This is a genomic window from Nitrospirota bacterium, assembly GCA_015233895.1.
Classification (GTDB): Bacteria; Nitrospirota; Thermodesulfovibrionia; order Thermodesulfovibrionales; family Magnetobacteriaceae; genus Magnetomonas.
The window spans coordinates 23572-32694 of sequence record JADFXG010000035.1 but is presented as its reverse complement, the minus strand read 5'-3'; the positions used below and the strand labels follow the sequence as shown (position 1 = coordinate 32694).

The following is a 9123-nucleotide window of genomic DNA, read 5'->3' as shown; positions in this document are numbered from 1 at the left end:
TGTAGGCAAGGTTTGGTTTTTCGTCACGCCCGGAGTTCCATATTCCCTCGATGGAGTCTATATAGTAGTAGCCCTCATTGGTTTTCTGGTCAAAACGTACATCGTCAAAGATGAAAAACTCAGCCTCAGGCCCAAAGTATGCCGTGTCGGCTATCCCTGTTGATTTCAGGTAATTTACCGCCTTCATCGCTATGTAGCGCGGGTCTCTGCTATAGGACTCTTTTGTTATCGGATCCAGAATGTTGCAAATCAGATTTAACGTGGTGTGTGTCCTGAAAGGGTCAATAAATGCCGATGTAGCGTCAGGCATAAGCAGCATATCAGAGGCATTAATCGCCTGCCAGCCCCTAATCGATGAGCCGTCAAAGCCAAACCCCTCCTCAAAGGACGACTCCTGCAGCTGCCCTATAGGCACAGACAGATTCTGCCACACGCCGGGAAAATCCACAAACAGTAAATTTACCATTACCACATTGTTTTTCTTAGTTAACTCCAGTACCTCTTTTGGTGTCATGTAATTCTAAACCTCCGGTTTGTTATAAGTTTTTTTATCTTAGAGAGCAACGTCTCCACGCTCTCCTGTTCTGATTCTTACAGCGTCATCAACACTGTAAATAAAAATTTTGCCATCCCCGATTTTACCGGTTTTGGCGGCCTTCTCTATAGACTCTAACACCTTTTCAACCAAATCATCAGTTACTACCACCTCTATTTTCACCTTTGGTATGAAATCTATAACATACTCAGTCCCCCTGTAAACCTCCGTATGGCCCTTTTGCCTCCCAAACCCCTTAACCTCCGTCACGGTCATTCCCTGAACGCCCAGCACATGCAGGGCATCTTTAACATCGTCAAGCTTAAACGGCTTAATGATTGCGTCTATTTTTTTCAAGCAAAACCCTCCTTATCAGGTTATTTGTGCTATTTTCCAAAAAATTCATCATAAAAATCCATAGCCCGCTTTAAGTATGAATCATATATCTCATCAGTTTGTCTTTTTAACCCATCTAAATCCACATTCTCTGTGCTCATCCACTCCATAACCATCTGTTTGTTGACCTCCATGTGAAACTGAAAAGCATACACATTGTCTTTATACTTAAATGCCTGATTAGGATAGAGTTTAGAGGAGGCAAGCCTCTTACCACCTGCGGGAATATCGAAGGTCTCACCGTGCCAGTGGAACACTTTTAGGGCTGATGTGCCAGGCACTATCAGCCTTGAGAAAGCCACGTCATTCTTTGCAGCCTCTGTGACATTAATATCATACCAGCCTATCTCCGGAGCAGTGCCCTTATAGACCCTTTCACCAAGCACTTTGGCTATCATCTGAGAGCCCAGACAAATCCCTAAAACCCGCTTTCCTCTGGCAATAAAATCCTTTAACAGTGCCTCCTCCTCAATGAGGAACGGGTACTTATCCGTCTCGTTAACGCTCATCGGGCCGCCAAGGACTACAAGGGAATCAAACTCATCTCCTTTTGGAGGTCTTTCCTGCTTCATATAAACAATTGTATAGGCTTTGGAGTTGTTTTTTAGGTAATCCTCAATAGTACCCGGACCCTCGTTGCCTATATTTTTTATTATCAGGGTTGACACTGTATCTCCTCCCTTTTTGACAATATTTTAAATAAACGCACAGTATTTTAGCAAATGAAAGATTAAAAATACATCGCTATTGTTCAGATGTTTAAAAAAACCGGGAAAACATAATAAAAACTTTGAACCCATAAAAACTATATTCGATCTTTTTTTGACAACTTTCACAAGAGAGTGCTATATTTTATCTTAGTGTTGGCGAACACAAAAAGGGGTGGTAAATAGTTGGCACAGGCTGGTTTAACAAAGATTACAGCTCCGGTTTTACAAGATGTTATAGAGCGGGAGTTATGTTTTAAAGCTATTGACAGTTCTTTGCAAAAGAGGATTGTTTGGATGTCAGCCCCGGCGGGCTCTGGTAAAACCACGTTAGCTGCAAGCTATCTTAAAAGCCGTAGCAATCCCTTTCTCTGGTATCATATGGACGGAACTGATATAGACGTTTCAACTTTTTTCTCCTATATGACTCTGGCCGTTAAAACGCTGCTGCACCAAAAGAATGCAGAGTTGCCGGAATTTACATCTGAATATTTTAAAAACGTGCCGGCATTCGCTGCCAGATATTTTAAAAAATTATTTACATTGGTAGCGGAGGCTGTAAAAGAAGAGGACATTTACCGCTCAACTGAAACTCACGCCCCTTTCTTAATTGTTTTCGATAATTATCAAAATACTCTTGCAGATTCAGCGATTCATGACGTTCTGGGCATAGGATTTTCTTTAATGCCTGAGGGATTTGCCTCTATCGTAATAAGCAGGTTAGAGCCTCCAATAGAGTATGCCGATTTAAGAAGAAATGGTGATTTAGGCTTTTTTGAATGGAATGACCTTTTGTTTACCATGGACGATACCTTAAATCTGGTAAGGGCTTTTACAAAAATCGAGGTGCCGGAGGAAATAATCAGGCAATTGCACAAAAAGATGGAAGGTTGGGTGGCAGGATTAATATTGGCGATAGAAAGAGGAAATATTGCATCTCTTATGTCCTTTTTAGAAAAAACAGAAGTAAACGAAGTAGTTTTTGATTATTTTGCCAGAGAGATATTAGAAAAAACAGAAAGCAATGTTCGGGATTTCTTGTTTAAGACGGCATACCTTCAGGAATTCAGCATTCCTATGGCGGAGAGATTGACTGGATACGTGCATAGCCGTAAAATCTTATCAGAGAAACACCGCCAGTATTTTATTACTAAAAAACATACTCATAGTGGAGTCATGTTTGTGTATCACGATCTGTTTCATGCTTTTTTACGTGCCCATGCCAAAGAGTATTTTAGACAAAACGAAGATGAAATAGTGCGAAGGGCTGAAGATATTTTAGAAGAAGACGGGTATTTCGAGGCTGCTGTCCAACTATGTATAGACATGTCGGACTGGGAAAAGCTCACGACTATTGTGCTTAAACATGTAGCGTCCATGATTGCCCATGGTAGGGGTGCTATACTTAACAGATGGTTTGCTGCTATCCCTGATGACTTCATCGAAAAGCAACCGTGGCTGCTTTATTGGAAAGGAATGAATATGCTGCAAACCAACCCTGCAGAAACACGCAAAATATTAGAGATCTCGTACGAAAAATTTAAATCTACGGATGACCTCAAAGGGTTGTTATCTGCATTTTGCAGTATAGTAGATACTTTTGTTTATGAATGGAAAGACTTTCACCCTCTGGATTATTGGATTAACGAGTATGAAGAATTGACCAATAGGCATAAAGACACTCCTTTATCGCTGAGTTTCTCCATACAGGATATCCCATTAGAACTTAGACAGCGATTATCTTCAAGTATATTCTCAGCACTTATGTTTCGACAGCCTTGGCATCAAGACATGCCTTACTGGGAAGAGGAAGTGTTAAAAATATTACGCCATTCTCAAAATATTATACAACTTATGTCTCTCGGCCATAACCTAATTCTATACTATCTCTATACCGGCAAGATATACAAAGCCGGTGTTATAATTGAAACCTTGTTTCCAGTTATCGAAAAGTCAAAAGGAAACCTATTAGCAAGATTGATGTTCTGCAGGTCACAATCGCTATACTTTTTTTATTCTGCATCATATAGACAGGGACTGAAGGTTGTGGAAGAGGGATTAGAACTTGCAAGAGAGTATGATGTACATATGCTGGATTTAATGCTTTTCGGTACGGCCACTTATATTTCCCTCGCTATTGGCGACAATGAAGCTGCAGAAAAATATCTGAAGAAAATGGAATCTTCCATGGTCAACGTGCAATGTTTTGGCAATATATATTATCATCAGATTGTTTCACTTGTAGCCCTTAGCCGTGGCCAATACAAGTCAGCTATTGATCACGCTGAAATAAACATACAGTTAACGGTGGACTTAGGTTCTTATTTGATCCTTGGGATATTTGAATATAGTATTGCATATATATACACTGAGTCTGGACAGTATGAGGAGGCAAGACATCATATAAAAGAGAGCTTAAATTTTGGCGTTATTACCGGCAGTACGCTTCCCACGTACATATGCACAATGCTTGAGGCCCTCATATCTTTTTATGAAAATAACGAGAAGCAATTTGTTGAAAAAATTAAAAGCGACGTTACGCTCTCCAGAGAAATTGGGATGAGATTTACGTTTTTCTTGCAAAGTTCCACGGAACGTTTATGCATAGCGGCTATTGAAAAAGGAATTGAAACGGATTTTATTAAGGAAATGATCAGGCTTCATAATATTACCCCCGGTAGCTATAAAGATGAAAACTGGCCATATCCGCTAAAAGTTTATACGCTCGGAAGATTTGCAATAACAGTAGATGAAAAACTAGTCAACTTTTCGGGCAAAACCCAACGAAAACCTCTTGAAATGCTGAAGGCAATAATAGCGTATGGAGGAAAAGACGTAGGCATTACGCAGTTGTCTGACACCTTGTGGCCCGATGTGGACGGTGACCTGGCGACGAAATCTTTTCATACTACACTACATCGCTTACGTAAACTTTTAAGATTCGATTCCGACGCTATTATTATGTCAGATAACCACGTATCTATTAATTCTGACTATTGCTGGATAGATGTGTGGTCGTTGCGGGATATTATAGATGAGTTAGAGAGTACGGTAGCGTTATCAGACGTTGAGCAGAAAATAGATAATTTATACAAAAAAGCCTTAAACATTTATAAAGGCGACTTTCTTCCGGGTGAACATGACCAGTCATGGGCAGCATACCAAAGAGAGCGTTTGAAGGACGAGTTCATCCGTATTTGTAATAAAGCAGGATCATTCTACGAAAGTGTCAATAAGTGTGGCAAAGCCATAGAATGTTATAAGACATCATTGGATACGGATTATCTTCGGGAGGAATGTTTCAGCCATCTAATAACGTGTTACTTGAAAGCCGGTTTAAAAGGAGAGGCGCTTGCCACATACAATAAGTGTAAGCACATATTTAACACTGTACTTGCTATCAGCCCATCTGTGAAAACAGAGAATCTTTATAAGTCTATTATGGAAAATAATTGACTGTGTGCACTTCTTTAAACCTCTGACAATCCTCTGCTAAATACCATAATTTTCAAAATTATGGCGAATCTGTAAGTGATCTGTAAGATACTATTGTTTAAAATAAACACAACATAGATGCTATTTTAGGGAAGTTTTTTATGGGAGGACGAGGAACTAACAATGGAGTCGCTAACAATAAAGGTACAAATATATGAGGAAACATCGTGAAATCCACATATATCTTGAGCATTTATAGAAATGATGGTCAACACTCTATAATTGGCACCGTAAAAAATATTTCATCAGAAGAAGCAAAAACTTTCAAGACATCAGAAGAACTGGAGGGGATTATCAGAGAGATAGTATCTGAAACTCAAGATTAACCGTTCACTCTTTTTGCCATCACATTGAATACACTTCATTTTTATCGTAAATTATAAACCGCAGCATTAATAAATCTTTGTGTCACAATTCTTTTCGTGAGAATATATAAATTATGCGTAACTATATTGTAATTCATTCATTTTGTAGTTTGGATTACAAAATTAGCAAATAATTATTTGTTACAATCTACTGTTCCTAAAGGGAGGAATGTGTTATATGGATGTTATATATGTGGTAGTAGCGATTTGTTACTTGTGGCGACGTCGTTCTTTTGGACGATTGTACAGGATGTGTTTCCAGATAAATAATCTAAAACTTAATAACATTTCTGAGTTTCAAGTTTACATTGACTATCTAACCGCATGAAAAAATACTGCAAGAGTGACAATGCTATCTGTCTATTGAGAAAAGTGCCGCTTTTATCCTGTCTAAGTGTTGCTGATATAGAACAGATATCTAATAAAATACTGATTAGAAAGTATAAGAAGGATGTAGTGCTTGTCCAGCACGGTAGTGAAAATAAACAACTGTACATGATTTTAACTGGCAAGGTTAAAGTAAATGTTATAAACGATGATGGGAAAGATGTAACGATTGCAGTAAGAGGTATCGGTGAATATTTTGGAGAAATGTCTCTGATTGATAATCAAACAACAAGCGCAACGGTAATTGCTGTGGAGAACACCCTTGTTGCAATTATGTCAAAAAATGATTTTTGGCTTTTGGTTAGTTCAGAACCCAGCTTTGTTCACTATTTAATGACGGATTTATGTTCAAAAGTAAGAGAAGCAAATGATATTATTAAAAGATTAACCTATAATAAGGCTGAACAGAGAATAAAAGCGATGTTTCAAAGGTTAGCAAGTAAATTTGTAGCACAAACCCCTAACGGAATCAAGATAGAAATTCAAGTAACCCATCAGGATATTGCTGATATGACAGGTTTGTTTCGCGAGACAGTCACATCAGTGCTGGCACATTGGAGAAAAGAAGGCTATATTTTGGATGTTAAAAAGAAATACTATTATTTTAACACAAAATTTTTTGAAAATGATTTTATTTTGTAGTTTGCATTACACAATTCAGGGCTTTGTGTTGCTATGATATCTTGAAGTTAAAGCATAAGATAATATCCTGGTATATAAATATATCTTTAGTTTATGACACAAATCTCAAGTATGGTAATTGTGCCGTTCATTATATTGATACATAGGCATTAGAGTATGTAGTATATCTTTTTTAAAGTATAGAAGTGTTATCACAAATTTGTAAGTAATATGTAAGATACCTTCATTTATTATAAATGCAACAACGGTACTTTTTTAGGGGAGAATGAGGAACTAAATAATGAAGAAGCAAAAACTTTCAGGACATCAGAAGAACTGGAGGGGATTATTAGAGAGATAGTATCTGAAACACAAGTTGAATAGTATTTAAACTGAGTGAGGGATTATGGAAAACATAATAAAATCTTATAATTTAAAGGTTTTAAAAAGTAATTTTTTGTTGGGTTTCCTAATATTAGTTCTAGTTTTAAGCTGTCTTTACGGGTATTTAGCATATCATACGATTGTTGAATTGTTTTGTATAGTTATAGCATTTTGCCTTTTTACTCTCACATGCAATACACGTCAGTATATGGAAAATAAGTACCTACTTTTTAAAAGCAAGAGATTTTTTCATAAAGATGTTTTGGATTTAATAGCAATTTCAATATTTTTCACAGTACTGTCAGGGCTTTGTTTTACTTTCTATGAAGATTTATATGGCTATCTGAACGTATCTGGGCATATTTTAAAAGTTATGTCCTACTATTTTATATATAAAGCAATTTTTTTAATGGGTTTGAATAAACCCTTTAACCTTTTATTTAGGAATATAGGTGCGGAGAAGGAGAAGTTAGAAGAGATGGTATTAGAGCGTACAAATGAGCTAACAGCTATCAATCAAAAATTACAAAATGAGATCAATTTGAAGAAGTTAGTCGAGAAAGACTTATTATCTTTAAATCAGCACCTTGAAAAAAGAGTAGAAGAGGAGGTGAATAACAGATACCAACATGAGCAAATGTTGATACAGCAATCAAAGATGGCAAGCATGGGTGAGATTATATCCATGATAGCCCATCAATGGAAACAGCCTTTGAATGCTATATCGCTTACCGTAGAAGATGTAAAGGATACATACGTTTATAATGAAATGAGCAAAGAATCTTTATATAAATCTATTGAGATAATTCATTCACAGATTAAATTTATGTCAAAGACAATAGATAATTTCAGAGATTTTTTAATGCCTGCAAAAAAACAACAGATTATCAGCGTAAAGAAAATAATTGATGATTTAATGTTTATGTTTGGAGAATCCTACAGAAAAGCACATAATCTTGAAATTATAGTAAAAATTAAGGGGAGTGAATCTTATTTATCATTTGTTGGTTGCTCTACCGAATTTAAACAAGTACTGTTGAATTTAATTAACAATGCAAGAGATGCGATAATCAGTAAAAACAAACTATCAGATAACGGATATAAGGGAACCATTTTGATTTTTCTTAAAGGAACAGAAGATGAAATAATTGTGACAGTACAAGACAATGGTGGTGGGATACCAGCATATGTTATAGATAAAATCTATGAGCCATATGTAAGCACAAAATCTTCAGAGAATGGAACTGGATTAGGATTATATTTGGCAAAGAAAATTGTTGAGGAAAAAATAGGAGGGGTATTATCTGTCAGAAATAATGATGGTGGGGCTCAGTTTACTATAACAATAAAACGAAATTGTGATCTTAAATAGTTTTACCGGAATTAGTGAGATTACCGGCAACTTGAACTCAGATGTTTAAGGAAGATGATCTGTAATTACGGAATTCGCCTAATTTCTGTGCAATATTGGCGGCTTTCATTAAAGATGTGCCAACCAGTATGGCATCTGCTCCGGCTTCATCCAGCGCTCTGACATCCTCAGAGGTCTTTATGCCGCTTTCACTTACCACCACTTTCTCCTCAGAAGATATGTCTTTCATCATATCCAGTGATGTCCTTAGGTCAACTTTCATAGTCGTCAGGTTTCTGTTATTAATTCCAATTATTGGGGCGTTTAGATACATTGCCATATCAAGCTCCTTGAGGTTATGCACTTCAAAGAGCACGTGAAGAGTTAGCTCTGTGGCAAGTGCCATAAGCTCTCCAGCCTGATCTTTGCTTAAAGCAGCTGCTATTAATAAAACAGCATCAGCGCTGCCCGCTCGTGACTCATACATCTGGTAGGTGTCAAAGATAAAATCCTTTCTTAAAACCGGTACATCTGTCTCGTACCTCGCCTCGCTGATATACTTCAAATCGCCCCTGAAATAGTCCTCCTCAGTAAGAACCGATATTGCAGATGCCCCCCCTTTGCCATATATAGCAGCTATTTCTCTTACGTCGAATTCACTGCGTATTAGTCCCTCAGAGGGTGAGGCACGCTTTATTTCTGCGATTATTTTTATTTGCTCCGCTGGTTTTTTTCTTTTTAGGGCACTATAAAAATTCCGTACCGGCGGCATGTCACCTGACTTTTCAATCAAATCCTTTAAGGCAGCAGATTTTTTCTTAGCAATGAGGCGTTCTTTTTTCTTAGCAATGATTTCAGTAAGGATGCTCAAAGTGAATTCTT

Annotated in this window: 7 protein-coding genes; 3 read left to right on the top strand and 4 right to left on the bottom strand. The window is 37.3% G+C overall.

Annotated features, from left to right (window positions below; genetic code table 11):
• From HQK88_15395 to HQK88_15385, 3 genes are all read right to left on the bottom strand, one after another.
• Nucleotides 1-514 (bottom strand): glutamine synthetase beta-grasp domain-containing protein (locus HQK88_15395; protein ID MBF0618186.1); only part of this gene is annotated, 514 nt, incomplete at its 3' end.
• Nucleotides 515-553: 39 nt separating this feature from the next.
• Nucleotides 554-892, bottom strand: coding sequence for a P-II family nitrogen regulator (locus HQK88_15390; GenBank protein ID MBF0618185.1), 339 nt, complete (start codon nucleotides 890-892; stop codon nucleotides 554-556).
• A gap of 29 nt (nucleotides 893-921) precedes the next feature.
• The gene (locus HQK88_15385) at nucleotides 922-1599 is read right to left on the bottom strand and encodes a type 1 glutamine amidotransferase (protein ID MBF0618184.1); all 678 of its coding nucleotides are present in this window, start codon (nucleotides 1597-1599) and stop codon (nucleotides 922-924) included.
• 225 nt (nucleotides 1600-1824) lie between these two features.
• Between HQK88_15385 and HQK88_15380 the strand changes: the two genes are divergently transcribed.
• The 3 genes from HQK88_15380 to HQK88_15370 all read left to right on the top strand — a co-directional run bounded on the left by HQK88_15380 (nucleotide 1825) and on the right by HQK88_15370 (nucleotide 8262).
• The gene (locus tag HQK88_15380) at nucleotides 1825-5094 is read left to right on the top strand and encodes a hypothetical protein (protein ID MBF0618183.1); all 3270 of its coding nucleotides are present in this window, start codon (nucleotides 1825-1827) and stop codon (nucleotides 5092-5094) included.
• A gap of 776 nt (nucleotides 5095-5870) precedes the next feature.
• Nucleotides 5871-6527 (top strand): Crp/Fnr family transcriptional regulator, encoded by a 657-nt coding sequence (locus HQK88_15375; protein ID MBF0618182.1) that lies wholly within the window; start codon nucleotides 5871-5873, stop codon nucleotides 6525-6527.
• Nucleotides 6528-6912: 385 nt separating this feature from the next.
• Nucleotides 6913-8262, top strand: coding sequence for a hypothetical protein (locus tag HQK88_15370; GenBank protein ID MBF0618181.1), 1350 nt, complete (start codon nucleotides 6913-6915; stop codon nucleotides 8260-8262).
• 37 nt (nucleotides 8263-8299) lie between these two features.
• On the opposite strand, the gene trpC is transcribed toward HQK88_15370, so the two are convergent.
• Complete coding sequence (gene trpC / locus HQK88_15365; protein MBF0618180.1) at nucleotides 8300-9112, bottom strand: indole-3-glycerol phosphate synthase TrpC; 813 nt, start codon at nucleotides 9110-9112, stop codon at nucleotides 8300-8302.
• Between the last annotated feature and the right edge of the window lie 11 nt (nucleotides 9113-9123).

Excerpts from the sequence above, each read along its gene's own strand:
- HQK88_15370 (MBF0618181.1), top strand. The coding sequence starts at position 6,913 with ATGGAAAACATAATAAAATCTTATAATTTAAAGGTTTTAAAAAGTAAT.